Genomic DNA, 25,101 nt, shown 5'->3' with positions numbered 1-25,101 from the left:
AGTGTTCACACGGTCAGTGTGGGAGCGGGCTTGCCCGCGATGGCGTCAGTTCAGACGCCTTCGATATCCGGCCCTTTCACGGTCTGACTGACCTGCCCATTCACACCCACCGGCACTTCGCCCTTGAGCGTCACCCGGCGCACGATCCGGTCCTGGGTCCCGTAGTCATCCACTGCGTAATGCTGGGTGGAGCGGTTGTCCCAGATCGCTACATCGCCCGCCTTCCAGCGCCAGCGCACGATGTTTTCCTGGCGTATCACATGGCTTTGCAGCAAGCCGAACAGGTGCGCCGAATCGGCCTGGGAATAGCCCTTGATGCGTTTGACGAAATGCCCCAGCAACAGGCTCTTCTCGCCACTGATCGGGTGCACGCGGACCACCGGGTGCTCGGTCTCGTAGACGGTCGAGGTGAAGATCTTGCGATAGCGCTCCAGTTTCTCGGCCGAGACGTCCGGCCGGGTGCCGGCGTAGTCGTATTCGTTGCTGTGTACGGCGACCAGTTTGTCGGCCAGCTCACGCAGCTCCGTCGACAACCCGTCATAGGCGGTGGCGGTGTTGGCCCACAGGGTGTCGCCGCCGAACGCCGGGGCCACCACCGAGCGCAGGATCGAGGCTTTGGGGTAGGCCTCGACGAAGGTCACGTCAGTGTGCCAGGAGCTGGCTCGCTGGCCTTCGGCACCGTCCAGTTCCAGCAGAAAACGCGTACCTTCGCGCACCGGTACGGTCGGGTGCGCCACCGGTTCGCCGAGCAGGTGAGCGAACGCCTCCTGGCGCTGATCGTCGAGTTGGACCTGCTCACGGAAGAAGATCACTTTGTATTGCAGCAGCGCCTGTTGAATGGCTTCAACAGTGGCGGCATCCAGCTCGCCCGAAAGCTGTACACCACGGATTTCGGCACCGATGCGACCGGCCACCGGGTGGATTTCAAGCGCGTGAACAGTGGGTTGTACTGCGAAAGCGGCATTGCTCATGGGTAGACCCTCATCAGACTGCTTGCGGTTGAACCGGCCGCGAAACACTGCTCTATCTATATTCAATTTAGATCTAATAGATATCAACATGCTTCGTTGACGGAATAAGAGGTTGCATTTAAAACCTCAGTCAACCCTCGTCGCAAATGCCTTCGAGCTATTTTTAGGATGCCGGAAAAGCATATGGATCTTCGCCAGTTGCGTTACTTCATCGCCCTCGACGAACACCGCAGTTTCGTGCGCGCAGCCGAGGCCATGGGTATTACCCAGCCTGCCTTCAGCCGTAGCATTCAGGGGCTGGAACAGGAGTTCGGCTGCGTCCTGGTGGACCGTGGCAACAAGGATTTGCGTCCCACTCCCGAAGGCCTGGTGGTGCTGCAACATGCCCGCAGCCTGGTGCAGGGCGCGGCGTTGCTCAGTTGCGAAGTGACGCAGATGACCAAGCTCGATGCCGGTGAGCTGCGCTTTGGGTGCGGCCCGGCACCGGCGGTGAAACTGGTACCGGATGCGGTGGCGCAATTCATCAATGCGCACCCGAAAGTGCGCACCTGTTTCGAAGTGGATAACTGGGAAAAACTCAGCCGCGCCCTGAGCCGTGAGGAGATCGAATTCTTCATCGCCGACATCCGCCATTTCGAGTCCGATCCGAATTTCCAGACCCAGCCTTTGACGCCCAAGCGCGGCGTGTTTTTCTGCCGCCCCGGGCATCCGCTGCTGGCCAAGGAGAGCCTGTCGACCAACGATATGTTCGATTACCCGCTGGCGACCACGAAGATTCCGCCAGGCATTCGCAAACTGCTGGCAAACCTCAGTGGCCGGGTGGACTTTTCGCCCACCCTCGAGACCGAACATTTCCCGGCGCTGGTGAAAGTGGTGCTGCAATCCAATGCCATCGGCGTGGGAACGCAGGAGGCGTTTATCGAGGACGTTGCCCAGGGGTCGCTGGTGCTGCTGCACTGGCGCAACCTGCCGCAGAACATCGAGAGCATGAATGCGCGGTGCGGGATCGTCAGCCGCACGGGGTTCCGCTTGTCACCGGCGGCGCGGGCGATGATCGAGACGTTGGTGGCGGTGGACCGGCAGCAGATCAGCGTCGCGGTTTAGGGCCTCATCGCTGGCAAGCCAGCTCCCACAGGGATCTTCAGTGAACACAAATCTTGTGAACACCAGAAAAACCTGTGGGAGCGGGCTTGCCCGCGATGAGGCCTGTGAGCTCACTGAAGATTCAGAGCCTGGCAGCCGCCAACTGCGGCGCCACCCAATCACTGACCTTGAACGACTTGCGAATCAGCTTCTGCTGCCAAGCCAGATCCACCGCATCCTGCAACTTGCCAAGGAACACCGGATCAAGCGTCGAGGGGAACACTTCGCTCAGTTTCTGATCCTTCAGATCCTGCGTGAGGATCACCGCCGGATAACTCGCCAGCCCCGACACCAGCTGAATGTAGGCGTCCTTGTTGCCTTCCTGGGTCAGCCACGTCACCGCTTGCTGTTGGGCCTTGAGCAGTGTGGCGACCGCCTCCGGGTGCTCGTCGACAAACTTCCCGGTGCCCACCAACACCGCCTGCACACTGCCAGCACCCTGTAGATCCTTGGTATTGAGCGGCAACTCGGCCAGCCCCTTGGCCTGCAACGCCGTGAGCCCGGAGCCGCCCCACGAGGCATCGATCTGCTTCGCCGCCAGCGCCGCGACCGCTGCGTTGAAGTCGAGGTTGATGACTTTCACGTCTTTCTCGCTCAATCCCTGGCTGGCCAGCGCCGCATCGAAGGACAGCTGGCTGGCGGTGCCACGGAAGATGGCCACGCGCTTACCCTTGAGGTCTTGCAGGGTCTTGATCCCCGAACCCGGCACCACGCCGAGGTAATGCTTGACCCCGCGCGCCGAGGCGCTGAGCAACCGCGTATCCAGGCCATTGGACTTGCCGATGATGGCTGCCAGATCGCCGAGGTAGGCCAGGTCCACCTGACCGTTGGCGAACGCCTCGTTGATCACCGGGCCCGCGCCCTTGAAGAAGCTCCACTGAATCTTGATGCCCTGTTCGGCAAAGGCCTTTTCGAAGATCTGTTGATCACGCAGTACGTCCACGACACCGCCACCTGAGTGCTGGGTACCGGCACTCAGGTCCGGCACCGCGATGCGGATTTCCTTGAGCTCACTGGCGTTGGCCGTAAAGGCCAGCAAACCCGCCAGGGCCGGTGCGGCGAACAGACTGATGACACGTTTGAAGGGAAGGTTCATGGGTGCGGCTCCTTGGGCAACGGGCGTTGAGAAGCCGAAAGTAGGCTGAAGGAGTACCAACACTTAAATACTATAAATTCACATTTTTAGATTATTTAGATCTATACCAACACCTGTGGACCTCTCCGTGGCGTATGCCTTGGCAGCATCGAAAATATTCTTCGAATGCATTGGATGTAGCGGCTTATGGAGGCCTTAAATGGTCTCGCTTATCTCTCAATAGTATTGATATAAATTTTTATAGATCAATTTTGCATACACCTTGAACCCTTGTAGGAGCGAGCCTGCTCGCGATAGCGGTGTGTCATCCAGCACATAAGTCGCCTGACACGCCCTCATCGCGAGCAGGCTCACTCCTACAAAAAAGGCAGGCCTGTATTGCAACCCGACAACGGAGGTCACCCATGGCCCGTGTTTCTCTGCTCAGCCTGCCATTGCCCGCACCGTCGCTTGAAAGCAAGCAGCGCTGGCCGAGCCTGAACCATCGGCTGTTGCCATGGTTGTTGCCAACTCTCCTGTTCAGCCTCTGGTGGCTCGCCAGCCGCAACCACTGGATGAGCGAGCAGATCCTGCCGGCGCCGAGCCTGGTCTGGGGCAGCACACTGGAACTGTCCCAAGGCGAGCTGTGGAGCCACTTGTGGATCAGCCTGCAACGCTTGCTCTGGGGCTTGCTGGCCGGGATCAGCGCAGGCGCTGTCCTGGGTGCGGCACTGGGTTTCAGTCGTCGACTGGAACGCCTTGTGTTTCCAACCTTCGCCGGGTTGGCGCAAGTCCCGACCCTGGCCTGGATTCCCTTGTTCATGGTGTTTTTCGGCATCGGTGAAGTGCTGAAACTGGTGGTGCTGATCAAGGCCATCGTGGTGCCGGTGACCCTGCATACGCTGGTCGGCGTGCGCGATGCACAACCAAAGTTGCGTGAAGCTGCCGCCGTGTTGCGCCTGCCCAGACACCTGTTGATCCGACGCCTGGTGCTACCTGCCGCACTGCCGGCCTTCATGGCTGGTGTGCGCCTCGCGCTGGCCGCCGGCTGGACTTCGCTGCTCGCTGTCGAACTGCTCGCGTCCAGCGAAGGCATCGGTTACCTGATGGTCTGGGCACGACAGTTGTTCATGCTCGACATCGTGTTCGTGTGCATTGTGGTAATCGGCTTGATCGGCGTGACGATGGATCGCGGCATCGGTCTGCTGGACAGGAAACTGGTGCACTGGCCGCACCCCGCCACCGCCGAAATCCGTCGCGGGGCGCGTTATCAAGGCTGGCAACGCCTGCAACCATGGTTGCTGCCGCTGGCGCTTCTGGCGTTGTGGCAACTGACCTCGGATCAGCAGTGGGTTGACGCAAACATTCTGGTCAGCCCTTTGGCGGTCTTGCAGACCACTTGGAGTGGTTTGCTCGACGGCACACTGCTTGGCGGCATGGGCCTGAGCCTGGGCCGAACCCTTGGCGGGTTGCTGCTCGGTGGCGGGGCAGGGTTTGCCCTGGGGCTGCTGCTGGGGTTGTCGCGCACCAGTGAACGGCTGCTCGGCCCAACCCTCGCCGCCATGCGCCAGATCGCCATTTTCGCCTGGGTGCCGCTGCTCACTGCGTGGTTCGGCCTGGGTGAATTGTCCAAGTGGGTGTTCGTTGCCCTTGCCGCATTTTTCCCGCTGTTTATCGCCACCCAACGCAGCGTCGCCCATCTGTCGCCGCAACTGAATGAGGCCGCGCAGGTGTTGCGCCTGAACCTGCACCAGCGCCTCGGTCGACTGGTGTTGCCGGGCGCCGCGCCGGGGATTTTCGCCGGGCTCAGGCTGAGCCTGATCTACGCCTGGCTCGGCACCATCGGCGCCGAATATTTCATGCCGTCCAACGGCGGCATCGGCAGCCAGATGATCGGCGCCCAGCAACTGCTGCGCATGGACCTGATCATGGCCGGCATGTTGCTGGTGGGCCTCACCGGCGCCCTGCTCAATCTCATTGGCCAACGCCTGGAAATCCGCGCCACTCGCTGGAGACACGCATGAACGCACCCATTGTCAGCTTCAATCACGTGGGCAAAACCTTCGACGTCGACGGCTTCGAACTGGAGGCCATTCGCGAATTCAACCTGGACATCGCCGAGGGCGAGTTCGTCGCCATCGTCGGCTCCAGCGGTTGCGGCAAATCCACGTTGCTGCGGCTGCTGGTGGGCCTCGATACGCACTTTCGCGGGCAGATCAGCGTGGATGGCAAAGCCGTCACGGGCATCGGCGGCGAGCGCGGCATCGTCTTCCAGGAGCACCGCTTGTTCCCGTGGCTGAGCGTGGCCGACAACATCGGCCTGGGCCTGGTCAACGAGCCATTGAGCGCGGCGCAAAAGCAAAAGCGCATCCATGATTTCATCGAACTGGTGGGCCTGGGCGACTTCGCCCGCGCCTATCCGCACCAACTCTCCGGCGGCATGGCGCAGCGCGTGGCCATTGCTCGCGGCCTGGTGGCCAGCCCACGGATCCTGCTGCTGGACGAGCCCTTTGGCGCCCTCGATGCGCTGACCCGCCAGCAGATGCAGGACGAACTGCTGGCGATCCGCGCGCGGGCAAAAATCACCACCGTGCTGGTCACCCACGATGTCGAGGAAGCGATCTTCCTTGCCGACCGCGTGGTGGTGATGGAGCCGCGTCCGGGGCGGATCAAGCAAGTGGTCGACATTGCCCTGCCCCATCCGCGCCAGCGCAGCAGCTTCGACTTCCACCAATTGCGCGAAGAACTGCTTCACGAGCTCACCAGTGACGATCACTACCAGCCCCCGGTGCCGGTGCAGGTCCGCGATCTGCCGCTGTCCTTCATTGCCTACTGAGAAAGGAAATTCCTGATGCCGCAACGCCCCAACTTTCTGGTGATCCTGGCCGATGACCTCGGCTTCTCCGACCTCGGCGCCTTCGGTGGCGAAATCAACACGCCGAACCTCGACGTGCTGGCCAACAATGGCCTGCGCCTGACCGACTTTCACACCGCACCGACCTGCTCGCCGACCCGTTCGATGCTGCTGACCGGTACCGATCATCACATCGCCGGCATCGGGACCATGGCTGAAGCCCTGACCCCGGACCTGATCGGTAAACCGGGTTACGAAGGGCACTTGAACGACCGCGTGGTCGCCCTGCCCGAGCTGCTGCGCGAGGCCGGTTACCAAACGTTGATGAGCGGCAAATGGCACCTGGGCCTGACCGCAGAACTGGCGCCCTACGCCCGGGGTTTCGAGCGTTCGTTTTCACTGTTGCCCGGCGCGGCCAACCATTACGGCTTCGAGCCGACCTACGATGAAACGACGCCACGGCTGCTGAAATCGACGCCGGCGCTGTACATCGAGGACGACCAATTCATCGACGAACTGCCGAAGGATTTTTATTCTTCCGATGCCTTTGGCGACAAGCTGCTGCAATACCTCAAGGAGCGTGACCAGACCCGGCCGTTCTTCGCTTACCTGCCATTTTCCGCACCTCACTGGCCATTGCAGGCGCCGGCCGATGTGGTGGAAAAATACCGCGGGCGCTATGACGCCGGCCCTGAAGTGCTGCGACTCGAGCGCCTGGAAAAACTCAAGAAACTGGGGCTGATCGAGGCCGATGTCGAACCCCATCCGCTGATCCAGCTGAGTGCACAGTGGGATGCCTTGAGCGACGAACAACGGCAGATCTCCGCTCGCGCCATGGAGGTTTATGCGGCAATGGTCGAGCGCATGGACTGGAACATCGGCCGCGTCGTCGACTACCTGCGCCAGCAAGGGCAACTGGACAACACGTTCATCCTGTTCATGTCCGATAACGGCGCCGAAGGGGCATTGCTGGAGGCGTTCCCGAAATTCGGCCCGCAGCTGCTGACCTATCTCAACCAGCATTACGACAACAGCCTGGACAACATTGGCCGCGCCAATTCCTATGTCTGGTACGGGCCGAACTGGGCGCAAGTAGCGACCGCGCCGTCACGCCTGTTCAAGGCCTTCACCACCGAAGGCGGGATTCGTGTGCCGGCGCTGGTGCATTACCCGCAGCTGCCGCTCAAGGGCCAGATCAGCCACGGTTTCGGCACCGTGATGGACATCACACCGACCATTCTCGACCTGGCCGGCGTGCGTCATCCGGGTAAGCAGTGGCGCGGCAAACCCGTGGCAGAAGTTCGTGGGAAGTCGTGGCTCGGGTTTCTGTCGGGCGAGACCGCGCAAGTGCATGACGAGCACACCGTCACCGGGTGGGAATTGTTCGGTCGGCGGGCGATTCGACAAGGGCAATGGAAGGCGGTGTACATCCCGGGACCGGTGGGGCCGGCGACCTGGCAGCTGTATGACCTGGGCAATGATCCGGGGGAGATTCATGACCTGGCGTCGAGCCAGCCGCAAAAGCTCAGTGCCTTGATCGAGCATTGGCAGCGGTATGTGGATGAGACCGGGGTGATCTTGAGTGAGTCACCGTTTCAGCCGGATTGATATCGCCTGATCCGGCCCCATCGCGAGTAAGCTCGCTCCCACAGGGTTGTGCAAATCCTGTGGGAGCGGGCTTGCTCGCGAAGAGGCCCTTGCAAACAGCCCTCAAGCCCGAGCCGTACGCACCTTGTCCGCAGCCACTTCATCCTTGCGCTCAAACCGGTTGGCCCGTGCAAACGTACCGAAATCATTGAACCGCACGCCCATCTCGCGCATCACCTTGTGCCCCACCGGCACGGTGAGCTGCCGAATGTAGAACGGTTCCTTCACCACAAAGTGATGGATCCCGTGGCTGCTGCCGAAGTTGAAGCAGAACGCCTGCAGCGGCCACAGCCACCGTGCGTTCAGCACCTGGCACTGCTGCATCACGTTGCCCGGCTCGATGTCACCGTAGTAATGCATGTTCGAGCTGATGAAATGCAGGCAGAACGTGCGCAACACGTTCGGGCCGATGATCACCACTGCCGCGATGTCGATCACCTGCATCACCGACAACGTCGTCGCCGACCACTCGATCGGTGCGCCCATCAGATGCGCCACGCCATTGGCTGCGTGGAAACCGAGAAACACGTACCACGCGCCCCAATGCATCAATGCCAGCGGCGCATAGACCTTCAGCGTGCGCTGGAGGATGCTGAATTTCATGGCCCAGCTCTTGGCCCGCAGCATGCGGATCAATGACGACATGATGTTGTCGCCAATCATCAGCAACCGTGCGAAACCCCATGGCTCGCCGTTGGTGATGGCGCGTTCCTCCATGTCGGTTTCGGAGCCGGAGACCTTGTGGTGATTGAGGTGCAGGTGGCGGCGAATCCACGGGTTGATGGTGCTCGGCCGCGCCAGCCACACCAGGCCCATCATCAGGTTGTGCGGCACCTTCTGCTTGCGAAAGTACATGCTGTGGATCAGGTCGTGTTCCAGCTCGTGAGTCAGCGAGGCAAAAAAAGCGTTGAGCAGCAGGCACGCCCACCAGGCCATGTGCCCGGTCAGGTAGAGCGCGGCCGAACCGATCATACCGGCCAGGGCGAAGGCGAGAATGCCAGCGCCGAGGGCGTCCTGATGCTTGAGAATCGGGTACTGCGCGCGCAATTCGACGCCCCTGGCCAGCACCACTTCACGGATATGGGCTGATCGTTGTGCTGCATTCAGTCGTTGGGGGCTTGCAGAAGTACGGTCCATGCTTCCATCCTCTGGTTATTGATGGTTGCATCCTGCCTTGCGTACCTTCGCAACGCGGTAGCCGAGAACGCCAACCTGTTGACTGGAAGCGCCAATCAGCATGACCGAACCGACCTCTCTCGCCAGCTGGACCCGCGCCTTGTGCAAGCAACTCGATGCCCTGGGCATCGACAGCACCGCGCTGTGCCATCAAGCCGGGCTCGATCCACAGTTGATGGACGACCCGAACGCCCGATACCCGCTGTCCGGCACCACGCAGCTGTGGGCGTTGGCGGTACAGGTCAGCGGCGACCCGGCGATCGGCTTGCGGGTTTCGCGCTTCGTCAGCCCGACCACCTTCCATGCGCTGGGTTATGCGCTGGTGGCCAGTGGCAGTTTGCGGGAGGTGTTCGAGCGCATCGTGCGTTATCACCAGGTGGTCAGCGATGCCCTGGAACTGGAACTGACCCGCGCTGAGGATCGCTACCATTTCCGCCTGAAAATCCCTTCCGGCAACCCGGCCCCGGCCTTCGAAGCCATCGATGCGTTCATGGCGATCTACGTGCGCACCTGCCGCAATCGCCTGGGCCGCGAATACGCGCCGCTGGCGACCTACCTGCGCCGTCCGGAACCGGCAGACTCGCACCAATGGCATAAAGTCTTTCGCTCGCCCGTGCACTTCGGTGCCGAAGAAGATCGACTGGAATTCTCCCTCATCGACTTCGACAGCCACCTGGATGACGCCAACCCGGAGCTGGCCGAACACAATGAAACCGTGCTCAAGCGAACCCTGGCGCAACTCAAGCCGCTGACGTGGGAGCGCAAGGTCCGCGACGCCATCGAAGAACAACTGCCCGAGGGCGAACCCAGCGCCGAGCATATCGCCAAGGCCCTGCACCTGAGCCTGCGCAGCCTGCAACGGCACCTGGCGGATGAAGGCTGCCGTTTCGATACGCTGCTCAACGAAAGCCGCGAAAACCTCGCGTTGCTGCACCTGCGTGACCCTCAAGTCTCGCTGAGCGAAATCAGTTACCTGCTCGGGTTTGCCGACACCAGCAGCTTCAGTCGCGCGTTCAAGCGCTGGACGGGGATGACACCGGGGCAGTTTCGGGATGGGTTGCGGTGATTAGCCTTTGACCAGGCTGCGTGCCATGCCCTCGTTCCACTGCTCCAGCATCACCCCACCAACCTCGGCAAAGGCACTGTTTGCCTGAATGTGTTGGCCCATCTCACCCATCGCCATTGCCATCCCATGGATGACTTGCTGCAGCAATTCGTTGCAGCGCCCCTCGGTCAAATTGCAGGCGGAACGGCCAAATCGCATCAGCATCTTGTACTTGGGCCATGCCTTCGAACCGCCCAGTAACAACGCCATGCTATCGGTCTTGATGTAGACCGACGTGGTGATGATGTCGTAGGCAGGTGCCAGCTTTATTGGCGCATCGGCACCACAGTCTTCGTACAGGACGCCAAAATTCTTGAGGTGCGCGTCGCCATTTTTCAAACCCGATGACAGCGCGACGATTTTGAAGAACGACTCCAGTGCCTGATTGAGCAAAGGCGGAGAAACAAACGCCTTGATCTGCTTGGCCGCACCTTCGTAAGAACCATCGTATTTTGCTTTTGATGGCCACGCATTGAGCACGCAGAAGTCCTCGAACCCCAGGTAACCTTTTTCATTCAGGTCGAAACGTTCAACGATCAAAAACTTGCCGTGCTCACTGAGCTCGAACTTTGGCACCTCAAGACCCGAATGCAATGCCGCCCGCATGCAGAAGTATTCATTGGCAGCGAGCTCCGGGTATTGCTCCGGGCGAAAGGCTTTGACCAAGTGCGTTGCCCCCCGATGGGACAGCCGATCGACGGAGGACGCACTGTCCCGCACCAGCACTTTCGGCTGCACACCAGAAACGCCCGAATACTGGCCATAGGTCTGCAAGAGGTCTTCGAACAGACCTTGCGCACCGTCATGCACAAGAAGGTCCGCCAGGCTGGTTTCAGGTGGCTGATCACGGGGATCCTGCGGCTTTGAAATGCCGACTCTTCCGAGCTGGTGCGGGCCAACGATGGCAAGCATCGAGAAATCGTCAAACCCTCGCACAGCCTTGCTGAAACGACGAGTCAATTCATCGCGCAAGGCTCCCTCTGGCAAATTCATTTCAAAAACCGGTGGAACACCTGGTTCCCACACGTAACTCTCAAGGCGCACCGGCATGGTCAACGAGACGGCGTTTTGTTCAGCCGCGTTTTCGGCGTAGGCAAATACGGTATCGATGGGAGACTCGCCACGACCGAGAGTTCCGACTGCGCTGTTGGAAACGCTGATAGCCAGTCGAACCTGCAACTCATCCATGGAAATCCACCTTTTTGAGGGTGTCCAGCGTCGGCCGCTTCGATTGACGCGGCACGGCGGTCAGCTCATAACCAAACCCGTTTAGGATCGCCTCAACCTTGCGCAGACCAATTTCAGAGATGGTGTTGTTTTCGATACCGGAGATCGTCGCACGACTCATTCCGTACTTCTGTGCCAAAGCTTGCTGGGAGAGTTTTCTCTCCTTGCGCAAGATTCGGATCAGCTCGCCAAGGTTTTCCATTTCACCACCATGCATTATATACAGTGCATATCGTATTAAATTAACGGTTATGCATTGTATATAGTGCAGACACGGGTCGAAGTCCAACTACATTTACTGACGCCCATAGCACGTATCAAACCATCGCCAACCGCCGCAACCGCTCGGCATCGAGAATCTCGATTTCGCCGTAACTCAGCCCGATAATCCCCTGCCCCTGCAGCTCCTTGAGAATCTGGTTGGTGGTCTGGCGCGACAGCGACAACATTGAAGCCAGCTGCTCCTGGGGCAGTTGCAGGACACGGCGCGCAGGGACGGTCTCGCCATAGCCTTCGGCGATCATCAACAAGCGGTGCGCCAGCCGTGCCGGGGCCGGCAACAGGCTCAATTGTTCGAGGCTGATGAAGGTCATGCGCAATTTCTGGCTCATCAGCAACGCCAGTTGCCGCCAGTGCTGCGGATGCTCGTCGAGCAGCGCCAGCAAGGTGTTCTGGGGAATGTGCAGCAACGTGCACTGGCCCACACCGTACGCATCGTGGGTACGTGGCTGGCCATCGAACAGGCAGATTTCACCGAACCAGTGCGGCGGCTCCACCAGGCTCAGCAGCGCTTCCTTGCCCTGCTCGCTCACGGCGCCAACGCGCACCGCGCCTTCCAGTACCGCGTACAGGCCACAGGGCGGATCGCCACGTTTGAACAGCCGCTGGCCCGCAGACAAGCGCCGCACCCTGGCCACCGACAGCAGACTATCCTGTAGGGAAACAGGCAAATGGCTGAACCACTGGCCGCTCATCAGGCGTGGACGCCAAACCTGCATATCCATGAAAACTCCTAGAGATTGTCGCCTGGCTGACAGAGCGGGAAGTGGCCCCGGGGCATGATCAGTCACCCCACAGGAGAACAACAATGAAAAGCCTCGTCGACCATCTCAGTCAATACGCCGCCTACCACCGTGACCCGCGCAACATTGCATCGCACTTTATCGGCATTCCGCTGATCGTGGTTGCTGTCGCGGTGTTGCTGTCTCGGCCGCAATGGTCGCTGGGCGGCGTGTGGCTGTCACCGGCGGTGCTCGTCTCGCTGGCGTCGGCGTGGTTTTACCTGCGTCTGGAGTTGCGACTGGGCGTGTTGATGACCGTGTTGCTCGGGTTGAGCATCTGGGCCGGTCATGCGCTGGCACAGCAAAGCACGCTGGTGTGGCTGGGCAGCGGCGTGGCGATGTTCGTGATCGGTTGGGCGATCCAGTTTGTCGGCCATCACTACGAAGGGCGCAAACCGGCATTTGTCGATGACGTGACCGGGCTGATTGTCGGGCCGTTGTTCGTGGTGGCGGAGTTGGCGTTCATGCTGGGGATGCGCCATGACCTCAAAGAGCAGATCGAGCAACGTTCAGGCCCGGTCCGGACACTGGCGCACGGGCGCTCTGGCAGCGTCTGACGAGCGCTTTCAACCCACTCGCCGAGACTCCAGGCACGCCTTCAGGCTGTCGCGCAGCAACCTGGCATCGAGGGGTTTTTGCAGCACACGGAAATTGCTGGCAGCCGTCTCTTCAAGACAAGCCGATGACGTGTCGCCGGTGATGATGATCGCCGGCACCGGTGCCTTGAGATAGCTGCGCACATGACGGATTGCCTCCAGGCCATTCATGCCGTTCAGGCGAAAATCGCTGAGAATCAGGTGCACGGCGGCCGGTCCGGTTTCGGCCGCCTTGCCATGCTGATCGCACACCTCCTGAACCGATGCACCGGCATACACTGTATGCCCCCAGACTTCGAGCAATTGACGCAAGGCGTCCAGCACCGTGCGCTCATCGTCGATGATCAGGATTCCGAGGTTGTCACCCTGCGCCGCCGCGACGATGTGAGGCTGCGTCAAGGCTGGCGCGGCGACCAAAGGGACCTTCACCGAGAACATCGAACCTCGCCCTTCGGCTGATGTGACGCGAATCTCATGCCCCAGTAGCCGCGCGGTGTGCCGCACGATCGCCAACCCCAGGCCAAGCCCCTGACTGCGATCACGTTCGGCGTTATGCAACTGAACGAATTCTTCGAAAATCTGATCGCGATACTCGCTGGCAATCCCCGGCCCCGTATCGAAAACCTGTATTTCAAGACTGTGCCGGCTGCGCCGGCAGCCGAGCAAGACACCGCCCTGATCGGTGTAACGAAAGGCGTTGGACAGCAAGTTGTCGAGCATGCGCTTGAGCAGCACCGGGTCGGTATCGATCCAGAGTTGGCCTGGACGCACCCGCCAGCGCAGGTTTCGCGCCTTGGCATTGGCGCTGAACTCGTCGGCAAGGTCGGCAAACAGACGCTCCACCGACACCCTTTCCCGGGTGACGGCGACTACACCGGCGTCGAGGCGGGAGATATCGAGCAGGCCATTGAGCAAGCCACTGAGGTTGCCGATGACCGTCCCCAGGCGAGTTGCCAGATCCCGAGCCTTTTCTGCCGCTACCGCGCCACGCTCGGCCAATGACGCAAGCCCTGCGACAAACAGCCCAAGGGCGTGGATCGGTTGGCGCAGATCATGACTGGCCGCCGCCAGAAAGCGTGACTTGGCCTGGTCGGCCGCCTGCGCGCGATCACGTTCCTGTTCCAGCCGCCTGACCAGATCGACGTTTTCCAGGCGCAACCTGATGGTCTCGTGCAGTGTTCGCCAGGTAACGCGGCTGTAATACAGATTCACCCCCGCCAGGCAGGCGAGGAAAAACAGGTACGTGGTGTAAACCTCCCCGGAGGTCATCAGACACTGTAAGGTGATGGGGGCCAGCATCGCTATCAACGAGCCGGCATACGCCGCCGGGAACGCCGACAACGAAGGCACGGCACCACACACCAGGCCGGTCAGCACCACACAGGTGAAGGCCTGCAACTGCGGGTCACCCGTGGCAAAACCGACCCAGCCCAACGCGCCCCAAAGCAGGCTCGACAGCCAGGACAGCACCGCCGCCAGCCAGCCCCATTGCTGCGGCCGCAGTGGGACTGCCCGTTTTGATTGTCCAAGATAGCGACGCGAGTGCAGGACACGGCAGGCCGTCAAACCGTACATGGCCAGAATCCATACGGCGCTCCAGCTCAAGGGCACGGCGTGCCTGAACACGTAGGCCACCGGCCAGGGTATGACAAAGTTGGCAAATAACACCGCATAGGATTGTCGAAACAACAGATCGACGAAATACTTGCGCGCAACGATCTCGGGCATGACGACATCTCAAAAATAAGAGCGACTGCAAATGGAAGTGAAGCGCCTGAACGTCCTGATTGCCGATGACCATAGCATCGTGCGCGATGGTCTGAGATTTCTGCTCTCGACCCGGGACGACTTGCAGGTCGTCGCCGAGGCCGCCAACAGCGACGGCATCCTCGATGCACTGGCAGCGCAGCGCATCGACCTCCTGCTGCTCGACCTGGGCATGCCCGGGGTCAATCGCCTGCAATTCATCCGCGAGCTGCGCGCCGATTACCCTCGATTGAAAATTCTGGTGCTGACCGCCAATGTCGAACTGAACACCATTCGTGGCGTGCTGGATGCCGGTGTGCAGGCTTACGTGACCAAGGCTGATGAAAGCCAGGAGCTGCTCGATGCCATCGATGCCATCCAGCAGAACAAACGCTACCTGGCGGTCGCCGTGCGCTTCGCGGTGGATGGCCATGGCAGCAGCAATCCCGGTGAGCACCTGATTGCAAACGCCGTATTGACCAAGCGCGAACAACAAATCCTCAGCCTGGTCGCACAAGGCTCCTCGGCGCGCGCCATTGCCGACGCCCTCCACATCAGCCCGCTGACCGTGCGCAAGCATCGGGAAAACCTGATGCGCAAACTCGACCTGCACAACACCGCCGAACTGGCGGTGTATGCCGTTCGACTCGGCCTGCCTGTGGGCTGACGTGTTGTGCACAGCATCCTGCGCGCACGTCGCGGATAAAATACGGCAGCTGTCGTATTTCTGCTTCACGGCCCCCGCCATAACCTTGCAGCACTGGTAACGCGCTGCCTGTAGTCAATCTGCCTCCCCTGTTCAGCGTCTTCCAGAACATGCCTCGCGGCACTCACTCAATGGAAGAGCCTCATCATGTCACTGCAGCTCTGGATTCCCTTCGCCACCGCCACGCTCGCCTTCGCCTGCATGCCTGGCCCCGCCATTCTCTACATGACCAGCCAAACCCTGGCCCACGGCCGACGCGCCGGCTTGAAAGCAGCGCTGGGCATTCATCTGGGGTGTTATGCGCACATCGCCGGCGCGACATTCGGCTTGTCGGCGTTGCTGCATGCCGCGCCCATGGCGTTTGACATGATACGGCTGGCCGGGGCGGGATATCTGATCTGGCTGGGCGGTTCGATGATTGTCAAAAGCGGGCGCGTCATCGAAACCGTTCAAGGGCTGGAACCTGGCGTACTGCGCGACAGCGTGGTGGTTGAAGTCCTCAACCCGAAGACCGCGCTGTTTTTTTTGACCTTTCTGCCACAGTTTGTCGATGTCACCAGTTCGGCACCGGCGTGGTTGCAGTTTCTATTGCTGGGCAGCTTTGTGAACCTGGTGTTTTCCCTTGCCGATGTGGCAGCGGTACTGGGTGCATCGCTATTGCTCGGGCCTTTGTCGACAGCGCGTTGCCAGCGATTCGTACCGCGGTTCAGCGGTACGATCCTGATCGGGTTGGGGTGTGTACTGGTGCTGCAAAGCGGCTTGATGTGAGCAGCGCAAGCCGGAGGTGAAGTGTCGTCTGTCCCGACGCTTTCGCGGGCAAGCCCGCTCCCGCAGGTTTTGTGTACGACACAGATCCCTGTGGGAGCGAGCCTGCTCGCGAAGCTCTTAGATGTTGGCGAGTTTCTGCCAGACCTTCGGCTTGAAGAACAACGTCTCGCCCTTCGCCAACCCGATCAGGCTGTCGTGATCCTTCACCACTTCGGCCTCGATCAAGTCTGTCTGTCCTTCGACCTTCAGTGTCACCCGCGTCGTCGCACCCAACGGACGGATATCCCGTACCTCGGCCGCGTGGTGATCTTCCAGTTCATGGCGCGACAGCGACACCTCGTGCGGGCGGAACAGCACGTGGTTGTCCTCGCCCAGGTGCAGTCGGTTCGAATCACCGAGGAAGTGATAGACGAAATCGCTGGCCGGGTTTTCGTAGACGTCGCCCGGAGAACCGATCTGCTCGATCACTCCCTTGTTCATCACCACGATACGGTCGGCGACTTCCATCGCTTCTTCCTGGTCGTGGGTGACGAACACCGAGGTCAGGTTGATGTCTTCGTGCAGCCGCGCCAGCCAGCGGCGCAGTTCCTTGCGGACCTTGGCGTCGAGGGCGCCGAAAGGTTCGTCGAGCAGCAGCACTTTCGGCTCCACCGCCAAGGCGCGGGCCAGTGCAATGCGCTGACGCTGACCACCGGAGAGTTGTTCCGGGTAGCGATCCGACAGCCAGTCCAGCTGCACCATGTTCAGCAGTTCGTGGACTTTGGTGGCGATCTGGCTTTCGCTTGGGCGCTGGTTTTTCGGCTTCATGCGCAGGCCGAACGCGACGTTGTCGAACACCGTCATGTGGCGGAACAAGGCGTAGTGCTGGAACACGAATCCGACGTTGCGATCCCTCACGTCATGACCGGAAACGTCTTCGCCGTGGAACACGATGTTGCCCTGGTCCGGGGTTTCCAGGCCGGCGATGATCCGCAGCAGCGTGGTCTTGCCGCAGCCCGACGGACCAAGCAACGCGACGAGCTCGCCGCTCTGTATGTCCAGGCTGATGTTGTCCAGCGCCTTGAACGCATTGAAATTCTTGCTGACGTTACGCACTTCGATCGACATGAATTATTCCTCCGCGGCGCTGGCGCGCAGGCGGTTGATACGGTTTTCGCTCCACTGCTTGGCCAGCAGGATGAAGAGCGCCAGGATCAGCAACAGGCTCGCCACGGCGAACGCGGCCACGTGGTTGTATTCGTTGTAGAGGATCTCAACGTGCAGCGGCAAGGTATTGGTTACCCCGCGAATGTGCCCGGAAACTACCGACACCGCACCGAACTCCCCCATGGCCCGCGCGGTACACAACACCACGCCGTAGATCAGGCCCCATTTGATGTTGGGCACGGTGACGTGCCAGAACATCTGCCAGCCATTGGCGCCGAGCAGGCGTGCGGCTTCCTCTTCCTGAGTGCCCTGTTCCTGCATCAGCGGGATCAGTTCACGGGCCACGAACGGCACGGTGACGAAAATCGTCGCCAATACGATGCCCGGCAAGGCGAAGACGATCTGGATGTCGTGATCCTGCAACCACGGGCCGAACAGGCCCTGGGCACCGAACATCAGCACATAGACCAGACCGGCAATCACCGGGGATACCGAGAACGGCAGGTCGATCAGCGTCACCAGCATGCTCTTGCCGCGGAACGAGTACTTGCTCACGCACCAAGCGGCGCTGACGCCGAACACCAGGTTCAGCGGCACCGAAATCAGTACGGCGATGACCGTGAGTTTCAGTGCCGATAGCGCGTCCGGCTCAAAGATCGCGGTGAAAAACGCACCGAGGCCGAGCTTCAGGCCCTGGGACACCACGATGAACAGCGGCAGCAGCAGAAACAGCGCAAAAATCAGCCAGCCAAGGCCGATCAGGATTCGCCGCGAGGTCGCACTGCCACGGCGGGCAGCGTTCGAGGAAGCGGCAGCAATAGACGATTGGGACATGGGTGCGCCTCCTTATGGGGTTTCGATGCGCCGCTGCAACAAGTTGATCAGCAGCAACAGGACGAAGGAAACCACCAGCATCAGTACACCAATGGACGTAGCGCCGGTGTAATCGTATTGGTCGAGTTTGACCATGATCAGCAGCGGCAAAATCTCGGTTTTCATCGGCATGTTGCCGGCGATGAAAATCACCGAACCATACTCGCCGACCCCGCGGGCAAAGGCCAACGCGAAGCCGGTCAACCACGCGGGCAGCAGCGCTGGCAGCAGGATATGGCGGAAAACCTGCAACGGCTTCGCACCCAGGCACGCAGCCGCTTCTTCCACTTCACGGGGAATATCGGCCAATACTGGCTGTACGGTACGTACTACGAATGGAAGTGTCACAAAAGTGAGGGCAAGGGTGATGCCCAAGGGGGTGTAGGCGATCTTGAAACCCAGATCCGCTGCAAACTGACCCACCAGGCCGGTAGGGGTGTACAACGCTGTCAGCGCGATACCGGCCACCGCCGTGGGCAATGCGAACGGCAGGTCGATCATGGCGTCGATGACTTTGCGTCCAGGGAAGGTATAGCGCACCAATACCCAGGCCAGCAGCGTGCCGATGATGCCGTTGATGATCGCGGCACACAGGGCGGTGCCGAAACTGAGCTTCAACGCAGCCAGCACCCGTGGCGCCGAGATGATTGCCCAGAACTGATCCCAGGTGAGTTGAGCGGCATGCACGAACATCGCCGCCAGTGGTATGAGCACAATCAGGCTGAGGTACACCAAGGTGTAGCCCAGCGTCAGCCCGAAGCCGGGTATGACGGGGGAGATACGACGCGACATAAAAGTCCTTGGTTGAGAACGCAATAAGCCCCGGAGGCGAATCCGGGGCTCGTTGATGGCTATTTAAGATTACTGCGCCTGGTAGATCTGGTCGAACACACCGCCGTCATTGAAGAATTTCGGCTGCGCGGCTTTCCAGCCACCGAAGTCCTTGTCGATGCTCACCAGTTCCAGTTTCGGGAACTGCTGGGCGTATTTGGCGGCGACATCCTTGTCCCGTGGACGGTAGAAGTTCTTCGCCGCGATTTCTTGGCCGGCCGGGCTGTACAGGTGCTTGAGGTAGGCTTCGGCGATCTGCTCGTTGCCCTTTTTCTCGGCGTTCTTGTCGACCACTGCCACCGGTGGTTCGGCGAGGATCGACAGCGAAGGCACGACGATGTCGAACTTGTCGGCGCCGCCTTCTTCTTTCAACGCCAGGAAGGCTTCGTTTTCCCAGGCCAGCAATACGTCGCCCTGACCGTTGTTGACGAAGGTAATGGTCGAGCCGCGAGCGCCGGTATCCAGCACCGGCACGTGCTTGAACAGGGTTTGCACGTATTCCTTGGCCTTGGCTTCGTCGCCGCCGTTGGCTTTCAGGCCGTAGGCCCAGGCTGCGAGGAAGTTCCAGCGCGCACCGCCGGAGGTTTTCGGGTTCGGCGTGATCACCGAGACGTCATTCTTGACCAGGTCACCCCAGTCCTTGATGCCTTTCGGGTTGCCCTTGCGTACCAGGAACACGATGGTCGAGGTGTAAGGCGTGCTTGCGTCCGGCAGGCGCTTTTGCCAGTCCGCCGGCAGGGTCTTGCCGAGCTTGGCGATTTCGTCGATGTCGCCGGCCAAGGCCAGGGTCACGACGTCCGCACGCAGGCCGTCGATCACCGCCCGGCCTTGCTTGCCCGAGCCGCCGTGGGATTGCTGGACTTTCACGGTGTCGCCGGCATGGTCCTTCTGCCAGAACTTGATGAACTCGGCGTTGTAGTCCTGGTACAGCTCGCGGGTCGGGTCATACGACACGTTGAGCAGCTCGTAGTCCTTGGCAACCGCGGAACCGGCAAAAAGGGCGCTGGCCAGGGCGGCCAAAGCGAAGTGGCGAATCGACGACATGGTGAAAGCTCCTGGAATTCTTGGTTTGTTGGCTTTTTTATGGAGTATCGGAAATCGCGGTGCCTGGTTCGCCTCAGCCCGGCTTGTTGCCCGGCTGCTGCAAACGGAATTTTTCTTTGCGTTCGATCTGCACCACCTGAGCGTTGTGCACGGTGATTTCCACGGCACCAAAGCGCAGGTCGCGCAGGGCACTCTGGATTTCACGCAGGATGGTGGCTTCGTCTTGACCGTCGACGCTACGCAGGGATGCGCTCATATTGCTGCTCCTTCAACTGAGAGGTTGCCTCGCAGTGTCGGCACTGCTTGCGGCTTGAGAGCAATACTAGAGAGGTGTAGATATTCTTAAAAAGACTATTTAAGAATGTTTATATAACCAGAAAACATTATTTGGCGGGACAAGGGTTTGCGGTGAATTGACCTCTTTCAGGCGCAGAAAAAACCCTGTGGGAGCGGGCTTGCCCGCGAAGAGGCCGGCACATTCAAGATCCCTGTCGCCTGACAGTCCGCCTTCGCGGGCAAGCCCGCTCCCACAGGATTTGTGTATTACCGAGGCGCAGAGGTAAATGTTCCAATCACCGGCGCCCGCAACCAATCCAGTTGCCCAGCCGGCACCGGCCGCCCGAACCAATAGCCCTGCCCCAGCTCGCATCCCTGTTCGAGGAGGAAAGCCGCCTGCTCGACCTGCTCGATCCCCTCGGCATGTACTTGCATGCCCATGCTCTGGGCCAGCGCGATGATCACCCGCGAGATCGCCGCATCATCCTCATCCCACGGCAATCCGGCGACGAAGCCCTGGTCGATTTTCAACTTTTGCACCGGCAGACGCTTGAGCCGCAGCAGCGATGAATAACCCGTGCCGAAGTCGTCGATGGCCAGGCGCACACCCAACTCGCGCAGGCGATGCATTTGCTCCAGCGCGACTTCCGGATCCTCCATCACCGCACTTTCGGTCACCTCCAGCTCCAGGAACGCCGGTTCCAGCCCGGTTTCGCGCAGGACCTGCGCCACCTGCCGATACAGCTCACGACGGGCGAACAGGCGCGAAGAGACGTTGACCGCAACGAACGACAGCACCACGCCGTCCTGCTGCCACTGGCACATCTGCCGGCACGCCTGCCGCATGACCCAGGCATCGATTTCAGCAATCAGACCGGTTCGTTCGGCGACCGGGATGAATTCCGCCGGCGACACCAATCCCCGTTGCGGGTGCTGCCAACGCACAAGTGCCTCGACACCCATCAGGCGACGCGTCCTGAGGTCGTGAACCGGCTGGTAATGAACACGCAGCTCTTGCTGGTCCAGGGCGCGGCGCAATTCGAAGGCAATCTCGACCCGTTGCTGGGCGTGGGCCGTCAGCTCTTCGGTGTACAAGGCATAATCATTGCGCCCCGCACTCTTGGCCTTGAATAGCGCAGAGTCGGCATTGCGCAGCAGTTGCTCGACGCTCAGGGCATCGCTGGGGAACAGGCTGATGCCGATGCTGGTGTTGATGAACAGCTGGTGCCTATCAATGAGGAACGGCTCTTTAAGGCCATCGATAATCCGCTGGGCCAACGCAGCAGCCTGAACCAGTTGCGGACAGCTTTCGGCGAGTACGGCGAACTCATCCCCACCCAACCGCGCCAGGGTGATGCCCGGACCAAACATGGCGCCCAGGCGCTCGGCCACTGCCTTGAGCAATTGATCGCCGATGGTGTGCCCGAGGCTGTCGTTGATCATCTTGAAATGATCGAGATCGATCATCAGCAGCGCGCAGCCACGCTTGTGGACCTGCGCCGAGGCCAGGGCCTGTTCGGCGCGGTCGGTGAACAGTAGACGGTTCGGCAGGTCGGTCAGCGGATCGTGGTGCGCCAGGTGCATCAGTTCATGTTCGGAGTTCTTGATTGCACTGATATCGGAAAACACCGCCACATACTGGCTCGGCTGGCCGTAGTCGTCGTGGATCAGGCGGATCGTTTGCCATTGCGGGTAAATCTCGCCGCTTTTGCGCCGGTTCCAGATTTCTCCACTCCACTCTCCGACACTGGCAAGCGCGGCAAACATCGCCCGATAGAATTCAGGGGAATGCCGCCCGGACTTGAACAGATTGGGCCGTTGCCCCAGCACGTCCTCACAGCCGTATCCGGTGATCTCCATAAAGGCCCGGTTCACATGGACGATCACACCTTCCCGATTGGTGACCAGCACGCCTTCGCGGGTACAGTCGAACACGGCCGCTGCCTGGCGCAAGCGCATGCGATCGGCATCGCGTTCACGCAATTTGGCGCCGATACCCAGACACCGCAACAACCGCGCCCGGGCAATGAAGATCAACCCGGCGCTGAACAGCACCCAAACGTAACCGTTGATCAGTTGCCATCGCAGTCGCTCGGCAGAGCTATCGAATAAACTGTTCAATAAATAACCACTGATCTGCAGCCAAACCACAGAAAGCAACAGGTAAAGCAGCGCTGCACGCAAGGCATCGCGATAGGTGGCAGACATCCGGCGATCCATGTCCCTACAAAAAGGTTGGAATTATAGTCTGAAGACACATCCCGCCACTCTTATCTGAAAGGGCGACTGGTTTTCTGTGTGGGCTTAGTGATAATGCAACGGCTGTTTTTTTCTTTCATCGAGGGCCCTATAGCCTATGTGGTACGAAGGTTTTCTTGGCTTGTCGCCCTGGGCACTGGTAGCAGTCACCCTGCTGATGACCCACATCACGATCATCGCCGTCACGGTCTATCTGCATCGTTACTCGGCCCATCGCTCCCTGGAGCTGAATGGGGGCCTTAAGCATTTCTTCCGTTTCTGGCTGTGGCTGACCACGGCGCAGAACACCCGCGAGTGGACTGCCATCCACCGCAAGCATCACGCCAAATGCGAAACCGTCGATGACCCGCACAGCCCGGTCATCAAGGGTTTGTCCACGGTGCTGCGCAAAGGCGCCGAGCTGTACCGCGCCGAAGCGGAAAACCCCGAGACGTTGCGCATCTACGGCAAGAACTGCCCCGAAGACTGGATCGAGCGCAATCTCTACAGCCGCTTCCCGCTGCTGGGCGTGGCGATCATGGGCGTTATCGACCTGCTGCTGTTCGGCACCATCGGCATCACCATCTGGGCCATCCAGATGATGTGGATTCCGGTGTGGGCCGCCGGCGTGGTCAATGGCCTGGGCCATGCCATCGGCTACCGCAACTTCGAATGCCGCGATGCGGCGACCAACCTGGTGCCGTGGGGCATCCTGATTGGCGGCGAAGAACTGCATAACAACCATCACACCTACCCTAATTCGGCAAAACTGTCGGTGAAGAAGTGGGAATTCGACCTGGGCTGGGCGTGGATTCAAGTCTTCAGTTTCCTGCGCCTGGCCAAGGTTCAACGGGTTGCGCCGATTGCCCACCGCGTCGAAGGCAAGGGCAACCTGGACATGGACACCGCCATGGCGATCCTCAACAACCGCTTCCAGATCATGGCCCAGTACCGCAAATTGGTAATCGGCCCACTGGTCAAGCAAGAGCTGGAAAAGGTCGATCACTCGGTACGTCACCAGTTCCACCGGGCCAAACGCCTGCTTTCGCGCGAGACCAGCCTGCTGGATGACAAACACCATGTGCGCATCCAGAACATGCTCGAGCACAGCCAGGCACTGAAGGTAATTTACGAGAAACGCCTGGCCCTGCAGCAGATCTGGGTCAAGACCAGCTCAAATGGCCACGACATGCTGGCTGCCATCAAGGATTGGGTACACGAAGCCGAAGCCAGCGGGATTCAATCCCTGCGCGACTTCGCCGATCAGTTGAAGACCTACTCTCTGCGCCCTGCCGCTGTCTGAAAAAAACCTGTGGGAGCGGCGGTGCCGCTTCCACATTGGTATGCGGCGTGATCGCAATGTCGCGCCGTCAGTACCGCCCGGCGGGAGCAAGCTTCCTCGCCACATCAGGCGGGAACTTCATCTGAAAAGCCCTATCTCAAAGACACTTCGCCATCCATGGCGGGCTTGGTGTTGGCCGCTATCGAACACGCGGCATGCCCTTTGAGATTTGTGTCGATGGCCCCAAAAAACCTGCAAGACTCATCTCCGTCCCATTGGCCCGAGGCCGCTCAGCCCCTGATAGCGCTGATGCAGACCCAAGGCGAAGTCGCACGCCTGAGCGAACGCGAACAGTTGTTCAGCACCTTGCTGGCAAGCATCAACGCGGTGCTGTGGGCACTCGATTGGGAAACCCGCAAGGTGCTTTACGTCAGCCCCGCCTATGAACGAATCTTTGGCCGCTCGGCCGATCTACTGCTGGCCGACAGCAATCAATGGCGCGACAGCATTCACCCTGACGACCTGGATCATGCCGAACGCAGCCTGGCCGAAGTGCTGGACAAAGGCGCCGTCGAAGACCGCGAGTACCGAATCATCGCCGCCGACGGCCAGGTGCGCTGGCTAAGCGACAAATGCTTCATCAACCGGCTCGCCGAGCCGGGACAACCGGTGATCATCGTCGGCATCGCCGAAGACATCACCAACAAGAAGCAAATGGAAACCGAGCTGCATCGCCTGGCCACCATCGATGCACTGACCCAGAGCAGCAACCGCCGTCATTTCTTCGAATGCGCCCACCGCGCGTTCGCACATGCCCGGCAACAGGGCGAGCCGCTGTCGTTTCTGATGCTGGACATTGATAACTTCAAAGCAATCAACGACACCTACGGTCACCAGGAAGGCGACAACGTGTTGCAATGCATTGCCGAAAGCGGCCGAGCAGCGTTGCGCCGTCGTGACCTGTTCGGACGCATTGGCGGTGAGGAGTTCGCCGCGGTGTTTCCCGGGTGCACGCCACAGATGGCCCTGCAAGTGGCTGAACGCCTGCAACGGCAGATTCAGCAATTGAGTTTCAACCATGAGGGCCGCACGTTCGGCATCACCGTCAGCCAGGGCCTGACCAGCCTGACCGCCGCGGACGAAAACGTGGAAACCCTGTTTTCCAGGGCGGATGCCGCGATGTATCAGGCCAAGCGCGAGGGCAAGAACCGGATTGTCACTGCCTGACGAATCCCCTCCCTGTAGGAGCGGGCTTGCTCGCGAAAAACCTGAGAGCAACACTGTTATTCAGATTTCCCGCGTTATCGTTGACCTTCATCGCGAGCAAGCTCGCTCC

At 60.3% G+C, this 25,101-nt stretch carries 23 protein-coding genes; 10 read left to right on the top strand and 13 right to left on the bottom strand.

Going from position 1 to position 25,101, the window contains the following annotated elements; translation table 11 throughout:
* Positions 1 to 50: 50 nt before the first annotated feature.
* Positions 51 to 971: a TauD/TfdA dioxygenase family protein gene (locus tag ACEN8E_RS00385; protein ID WP_495590988.1), complete on the bottom strand. Its 921-nt coding sequence runs from the start codon at positions 969 to 971 to the stop codon at positions 51 to 53.
* A 183-nt stretch (positions 972 to 1,154) separates the two neighbouring features.
* On the opposite strand from ACEN8E_RS00385, the gene ACEN8E_RS00380 reads away from it, so the two are divergent.
* Positions 1,155 to 2,075, top strand: coding sequence for a LysR family transcriptional regulator (locus ACEN8E_RS00380; RefSeq protein WP_495590987.1), 921 nt, complete (start codon positions 1,155 to 1,157; stop codon positions 2,073 to 2,075).
* Positions 2,076 to 2,196: 121 nt separating this feature from the next.
* Here the strand turns inward: ACEN8E_RS00380 and ACEN8E_RS00375 are convergent, their stop codons facing one another.
* The gene (locus ACEN8E_RS00375; protein ID WP_495590986.1) at positions 2,197 to 3,210 is read right to left on the bottom strand and encodes an ABC transporter substrate-binding protein; all 1,014 of its coding nucleotides are present in this window, start codon (positions 3,208 to 3,210) and stop codon (positions 2,197 to 2,199) included.
* Between the two features lie 404 nt (positions 3,211 to 3,614).
* Here ACEN8E_RS00375 and ACEN8E_RS00370 point away from each other — a divergent pair, with 404 nt between their 5' ends.
* From ACEN8E_RS00370 to ACEN8E_RS00360, 3 genes are read left to right on the top strand one after another with little or no spacing between them, the layout of a single operon-like run.
* A complete protein-coding gene (locus tag ACEN8E_RS00370) occupies positions 3,615 to 5,213 on the top strand; it encodes an ABC transporter permease (protein WP_495590985.1) in 1,599 nt (532 codons plus the stop codon).
* Positions 5,210 to 6,025, top strand: coding sequence for an ABC transporter ATP-binding protein (locus ACEN8E_RS00365; RefSeq protein WP_495590984.1), 816 nt, complete (start codon positions 5,210 to 5,212; stop codon positions 6,023 to 6,025). Before ACEN8E_RS00370 ends, ACEN8E_RS00365 begins: the two co-directional genes overlap by 4 nt.
* 15 nt (positions 6,026 to 6,040) lie before the next feature.
* Positions 6,041 to 7,651, top strand: coding sequence for an arylsulfatase (locus ACEN8E_RS00360; protein ID WP_495590983.1), 1,611 nt, complete (start codon positions 6,041 to 6,043; stop codon positions 7,649 to 7,651).
* Between the two features lie 102 nt (positions 7,652 to 7,753).
* Here ACEN8E_RS00360 and ACEN8E_RS00355 read toward each other — a convergent pair whose 3' ends face one another.
* Positions 7,754 to 8,827 (bottom strand): fatty acid desaturase, encoded by a 1,074-nt coding sequence (locus tag ACEN8E_RS00355; protein ID WP_495590982.1) that lies wholly within the window; start codon positions 8,825 to 8,827, stop codon positions 7,754 to 7,756.
* 100 nt (positions 8,828 to 8,927) lie between these two features.
* Here ACEN8E_RS00355 and ACEN8E_RS00350 point away from each other — a divergent pair, with 100 nt between their 5' ends.
* Positions 8,928 to 9,932 carry an AraC family transcriptional regulator gene (locus ACEN8E_RS00350; protein ID WP_495590981.1) on the top strand — a complete coding sequence of 335 codons (1,005 nt, stop codon included), beginning with the start codon at positions 8,928 to 8,930 and terminating at the stop codon, positions 9,930 to 9,932.
* On the opposite strand, the gene ACEN8E_RS00345 is transcribed toward ACEN8E_RS00350, so the two are convergent.
* From ACEN8E_RS00345 to ACEN8E_RS00335, 3 genes are all read right to left on the bottom strand, one after another.
* Complete coding sequence (locus ACEN8E_RS00345; RefSeq protein ID WP_495590980.1) at positions 9,933 to 11,159, bottom strand: type II toxin-antitoxin system HipA family toxin; 1,227 nt, start codon at positions 11,157 to 11,159, stop codon at positions 9,933 to 9,935.
* Positions 11,152 to 11,400, bottom strand: coding sequence for a helix-turn-helix domain-containing protein (locus tag ACEN8E_RS00340; protein ID WP_495590979.1), 249 nt, complete (start codon positions 11,398 to 11,400; stop codon positions 11,152 to 11,154). Before ACEN8E_RS00340 ends, ACEN8E_RS00345 begins: the two co-directional genes overlap by 8 nt.
* Before the next feature lie 115 nt (positions 11,401 to 11,515).
* A complete protein-coding gene (locus ACEN8E_RS00335) occupies positions 11,516 to 12,202 on the bottom strand; it encodes a Crp/Fnr family transcriptional regulator (protein WP_495590978.1) in 687 nt (228 codons plus the stop codon).
* An 83-nt stretch (positions 12,203 to 12,285) separates the two neighbouring features.
* Between ACEN8E_RS00335 and ACEN8E_RS00330 the strand changes: the two genes are divergently transcribed.
* Complete coding sequence (locus ACEN8E_RS00330; protein WP_495590977.1) at positions 12,286 to 12,816, top strand: Mpo1 family 2-hydroxy fatty acid dioxygenase; 531 nt, start codon at positions 12,286 to 12,288, stop codon at positions 12,814 to 12,816.
* 9 nt (positions 12,817 to 12,825) lie between these two features.
* Here ACEN8E_RS00330 and ACEN8E_RS00325 read toward each other — a convergent pair whose 3' ends face one another.
* Complete coding sequence (locus tag ACEN8E_RS00325; protein WP_495590976.1) at positions 12,826 to 14,583, bottom strand: sensor histidine kinase; 1,758 nt, start codon at positions 14,581 to 14,583, stop codon at positions 12,826 to 12,828.
* Between the two features lie 31 nt (positions 14,584 to 14,614).
* Here ACEN8E_RS00325 and ACEN8E_RS00320 point away from each other — a divergent pair, with 31 nt between their 5' ends.
* Together ACEN8E_RS00320 and ACEN8E_RS00315 are read left to right on the top strand one after the other, a co-directional pair.
* The gene (locus tag ACEN8E_RS00320) at positions 14,615 to 15,268 is read left to right on the top strand and encodes a response regulator (RefSeq protein WP_495590975.1); all 654 of its coding nucleotides are present in this window, start codon (positions 14,615 to 14,617) and stop codon (positions 15,266 to 15,268) included.
* Between the two features lie 186 nt (positions 15,269 to 15,454).
* Entirely contained in the window at positions 15,455 to 16,075 is a 621-nt protein-coding gene (locus tag ACEN8E_RS00315) for a LysE family translocator (RefSeq protein ID WP_495590974.1), read from the top strand.
* 117 nt (positions 16,076 to 16,192) lie between these two features.
* Here the strand turns inward: ACEN8E_RS00315 and ACEN8E_RS00310 are convergent, their stop codons facing one another.
* The 6 genes from ACEN8E_RS00310 to dibA all read right to left on the bottom strand — a co-directional run bounded on the left by ACEN8E_RS00310 (position 16,193) and on the right by dibA (position 22,453).
* Positions 16,193 to 17,182: a sulfate/molybdate ABC transporter ATP-binding protein gene (locus ACEN8E_RS00310; RefSeq protein ID WP_495590973.1), complete on the bottom strand. Its 990-nt coding sequence runs from the start codon at positions 17,180 to 17,182 to the stop codon at positions 16,193 to 16,195.
* A 3-nt stretch (positions 17,183 to 17,185) separates the two neighbouring features.
* Complete coding sequence (gene cysW, locus ACEN8E_RS00305) at positions 17,186 to 18,055, bottom strand: sulfate ABC transporter permease subunit CysW (RefSeq protein ID WP_008019109.1); 870 nt, start codon at positions 18,053 to 18,055, stop codon at positions 17,186 to 17,188.
* A 12-nt stretch (positions 18,056 to 18,067) separates the two neighbouring features.
* Positions 18,068 to 18,886, bottom strand: coding sequence for a sulfate ABC transporter permease subunit CysT (gene cysT, locus ACEN8E_RS00300; RefSeq protein WP_007972956.1), 819 nt, complete (start codon positions 18,884 to 18,886; stop codon positions 18,068 to 18,070).
* Between the two features lie 69 nt (positions 18,887 to 18,955).
* A complete protein-coding gene (locus ACEN8E_RS00295) occupies positions 18,956 to 19,969 on the bottom strand; it encodes a sulfate ABC transporter substrate-binding protein (RefSeq protein WP_223463259.1) in 1,014 nt (337 codons plus the stop codon).
* 73 nt (positions 19,970 to 20,042) lie between these two features.
* Positions 20,043 to 20,225, bottom strand: coding sequence for a sulfur starvation response protein OscA (gene oscA, locus ACEN8E_RS00290; RefSeq protein WP_007975618.1), 183 nt, complete (start codon positions 20,223 to 20,225; stop codon positions 20,043 to 20,045).
* Positions 20,226 to 20,512: 287 nt separating this feature from the next.
* Positions 20,513 to 22,453, bottom strand: coding sequence for a phosphodiesterase DibA (gene dibA, locus ACEN8E_RS00285; protein ID WP_495590972.1), 1,941 nt, complete (start codon positions 22,451 to 22,453; stop codon positions 20,513 to 20,515).
* 148 nt (positions 22,454 to 22,601) lie between these two features.
* Here dibA and desA point away from each other — a divergent pair, with 148 nt between their 5' ends.
* Together desA and ACEN8E_RS00275 are read left to right on the top strand one after the other, a co-directional pair.
* The gene (gene desA / locus ACEN8E_RS00280) at positions 22,602 to 23,786 is read left to right on the top strand and encodes a delta-9 fatty acid desaturase DesA (RefSeq protein WP_008019116.1); all 1,185 of its coding nucleotides are present in this window, start codon (positions 22,602 to 22,604) and stop codon (positions 23,784 to 23,786) included.
* A gap of 216 nt (positions 23,787 to 24,002) precedes the next feature.
* A complete protein-coding gene (locus tag ACEN8E_RS00275) occupies positions 24,003 to 24,992 on the top strand; it encodes a sensor domain-containing diguanylate cyclase (protein WP_495590971.1) in 990 nt (329 codons plus the stop codon).
* Positions 24,993 to 25,101 lie beyond the last annotated feature (109 nt).

The organism is Pseudomonas sp. Pseusp9 (assembly GCF_059491265.1).
The sequence above is the reverse complement of the archived record's forward strand: the minus strand, read 5'-3'. Positions and strand labels throughout refer to the sequence as shown.

What these genes read in the sequence shown, in the direction of transcription:
- ACEN8E_RS00385 (WP_495590988.1), bottom strand. Translation starts at nt 971, where the DNA reads ATGAGCAATGCCGCTTTCGCAGTACAACCCACTGTTCACGCGCTTGAA.
- ACEN8E_RS00380 (WP_495590987.1), top strand. Translation starts at nt 1,155, where the DNA reads ATGGATCTTCGCCAGTTGCGTTACTTCATCGCCCTCGACGAACACCGC.
- ACEN8E_RS00375 (WP_495590986.1), bottom strand. Translation starts at nt 3,210, where the DNA reads ATGAACCTTCCCTTCAAACGTGTCATCAGTCTGTTCGCCGCACCGGCC.
- ACEN8E_RS00370 (WP_495590985.1), top strand. Translation starts at nt 3,615, where the DNA reads ATGGCCCGTGTTTCTCTGCTCAGCCTGCCATTGCCCGCACCGTCGCTT.
- ACEN8E_RS00365 (WP_495590984.1), top strand. Translation starts at nt 5,210, where the DNA reads ATGAACGCACCCATTGTCAGCTTCAATCACGTGGGCAAAACCTTCGAC.
- ACEN8E_RS00360 (WP_495590983.1), top strand. Translation starts at nt 6,041, where the DNA reads ATGCCGCAACGCCCCAACTTTCTGGTGATCCTGGCCGATGACCTCGGC.
- ACEN8E_RS00355 (WP_495590982.1), bottom strand. Translation starts at nt 8,827, where the DNA reads ATGGACCGTACTTCTGCAAGCCCCCAACGACTGAATGCAGCACAACGA.
- ACEN8E_RS00350 (WP_495590981.1), top strand. Translation starts at nt 8,928, where the DNA reads ATGACCGAACCGACCTCTCTCGCCAGCTGGACCCGCGCCTTGTGCAAG.
- ACEN8E_RS00345 (WP_495590980.1), bottom strand. Translation starts at nt 11,159, where the DNA reads ATGGATGAGTTGCAGGTTCGACTGGCTATCAGCGTTTCCAACAGCGCA.
- ACEN8E_RS00340 (WP_495590979.1), bottom strand. Translation starts at nt 11,400, where the DNA reads ATGGAAAACCTTGGCGAGCTGATCCGAATCTTGCGCAAGGAGAGAAAA.
- ACEN8E_RS00335 (WP_495590978.1), bottom strand. Translation starts at nt 12,202, where the DNA reads ATGGATATGCAGGTTTGGCGTCCACGCCTGATGAGCGGCCAGTGGTTC.
- ACEN8E_RS00330 (WP_495590977.1), top strand. Translation starts at nt 12,286, where the DNA reads ATGAAAAGCCTCGTCGACCATCTCAGTCAATACGCCGCCTACCACCGT.
- ACEN8E_RS00325 (WP_495590976.1), bottom strand. Translation starts at nt 14,583, where the DNA reads ATGCCCGAGATCGTTGCGCGCAAGTATTTCGTCGATCTGTTGTTTCGA.
- ACEN8E_RS00320 (WP_495590975.1), top strand. Translation starts at nt 14,615, where the DNA reads ATGGAAGTGAAGCGCCTGAACGTCCTGATTGCCGATGACCATAGCATC.
- ACEN8E_RS00315 (WP_495590974.1), top strand. Translation starts at nt 15,455, where the DNA reads ATGTCACTGCAGCTCTGGATTCCCTTCGCCACCGCCACGCTCGCCTTC.
- ACEN8E_RS00310 (WP_495590973.1), bottom strand. Translation starts at nt 17,182, where the DNA reads ATGTCGATCGAAGTGCGTAACGTCAGCAAGAATTTCAATGCGTTCAAG.
- cysW (WP_008019109.1), bottom strand. Translation starts at nt 18,055, where the DNA reads ATGTCCCAATCGTCTATTGCTGCCGCTTCCTCGAACGCTGCCCGCCGT.
- cysT (WP_007972956.1), bottom strand. Translation starts at nt 18,886, where the DNA reads ATGTCGCGTCGTATCTCCCCCGTCATACCCGGCTTCGGGCTGACGCTG.
- ACEN8E_RS00295 (WP_223463259.1), bottom strand. Translation starts at nt 19,969, where the DNA reads ATGTCGTCGATTCGCCACTTCGCTTTGGCCGCCCTGGCCAGCGCCCTT.
- oscA (WP_007975618.1), bottom strand. Translation starts at nt 20,225, where the DNA reads ATGAGCGCATCCCTGCGTAGCGTCGACGGTCAAGACGAAGCCACCATC.
- dibA (WP_495590972.1), bottom strand. Translation starts at nt 22,453, where the DNA reads ATGTCTGCCACCTATCGCGATGCCTTGCGTGCAGCGCTGCTTTACCTG.
- desA (WP_008019116.1), top strand. Translation starts at nt 22,602, where the DNA reads ATGTGGTACGAAGGTTTTCTTGGCTTGTCGCCCTGGGCACTGGTAGCA.
- ACEN8E_RS00275 (WP_495590971.1), top strand. Translation starts at nt 24,003, where the DNA reads ATGGCCCCAAAAAACCTGCAAGACTCATCTCCGTCCCATTGGCCCGAG.